We start from the raw sequence: 1,571 nt of genomic DNA on the forward strand, positions 1-1,571 counted from the left end.
CCCCTTTTTGCCGGCGCCTCTTTCTGCCGGGCGGCGGGCGCCTCTCACAACATTCCGCGCACTGGGGGGGGGCTCTCGGGCGTTTTGACCCCCCCCCCACCAGAAGGGGTGAATGCACGTAACTTTCCCGTACGCGACGCGTTTGGTCGCGCTACGGGTCAACGCCCTCACACACAGTGAGGGCGCCCGTCAGGAGTCGCCGGGGTACACCCAGGGGTTGGGCCGGCACGCGATGCCGTCGACCTTCAGCGACTTGGTCTGCTGCTGCATGACCGGCGCGAGCGCGCCCGGCGTGCGGCACGTGACGTGGTTGTGCCCGAGACGGTGTCCCACCTCGTGGTTGATCAGCATCTGCCGGTACGCGTGCATGGCGTCGGCGCCGTACGTCTCCGAGCCCTGCGCCCAGCGGTAGGCGTTGATCATCACGCGCTCGGTGGCGGCGGAGTCGCACGAGACGTTGTCGATCGTCGTGTCCAGGCCGGACTTGGCGCACCAGACGCCGGTCGTGCCGGGGCTGGCGAGGGTGATGACGAACCGCGCCTCGCCGCTCGACACGCGCTCGAACGTCATGGCGCCGCCGTGCGCCCAGCTGCGGTCGTCGTTCAGGGTCTTGTGGACCGCCTCGGCGAACAGCCGCGCGTCGAGCCCGAGCCCCTTCTCCACGTCGACGCGGTAGCGCACCTTCTCGCCCTTCCCCGGCGCCTTGTCGAACCCGGGGACGACCTCGAACGCGCCGGACCCCTTCAGCTCGGGGTCCATCGGGAACTGCCGCGTCATGAGCTGCTCGTACGTGGCGGGCGGGGCCGGCTGGTCCACCTGGCCGGCGGCCTCGGGCGGCACGGCCCGCCCGTCGGAGCGGTCGGAGCGGTCGGAGCGGGAGCCGGAGCCGCCGTCGTCGCCGCGCTGGGCGGACTCGCCCGCCGACCGGTTGGCGGAGAGGTCCGGGCCCGTGCCGGTGACCTGGCCGGCCACGACGACCGCGAGGACCGTGGTGACGGCGGCGGCCGCGATGCCGGTGACGGTGCGGCCCTTGCCGGACCTGCTCTCCCTCTCCTTGAGGACGGTGACCGAGGCCTCGGACCCCTCCTCCCCCTGATCCGTCCGCCGCGGGTCCCCCTCGAACGCCTCCAGGAACTCGCGCCGCGGTCCCGGTATCCGCGCCCCGGCACCCACGCCGCTCCTCGGCCTCGGCGACGTACGGGGTACGCCCTGCCCGTCGCCGTACCGGGCGGGCTGCTCCTGGTGCGGGTGCTCCGGGTGGCCGCCGCGCACGTGCGGGTCCTGTCGCCACTCGTCGGCGTACGCCCTCGGCGTCTCCTGCGGCCGGGGCGGAGGCGGGGAGGCGGGCGCGGCTCCCTTGCGGCGCCGTCCGGTGCCGGGCCCGGGGGCGGGGCCGTGACCGGGTACGGGACCGTGACCGGGTACGGGCCGTTCCGCCGGGGCGGGTGCGGCCTCGCTCGCGGCCGGCGCGGCGGCGGAGGAGCCCTTGCGACTATGTCGTCCCACGCCCTGGATCAGCTCCCGCCGTCGTGGGGGGCGCCCGCCCCCCCGCCGCGCGGGGGGGTGGGGTG

General features: G+C 74.9%; 1 protein-coding gene. It reads right to left on the reverse strand.

The annotated features are described in order from the left end of the window. Positions 1–189: 189 nt before the first annotated feature. Positions 190–1,506, reverse strand: a complete 1,317-nt coding sequence (locus tag ABZX67_RS33240; RefSeq protein WP_355368530.1) for a DUF3152 domain-containing protein — start codon at positions 1,504–1,506, stop codon at positions 190–192. Between the last annotated feature and the right edge of the window lie 65 nt (positions 1,507–1,571).

It is taken from the genome of Streptomyces sp. NPDC003036 (genome assembly GCF_040611175.1).
Lineage (GTDB): Bacteria > Actinomycetota > Actinomycetes > Streptomycetales > Streptomycetaceae > Streptomyces.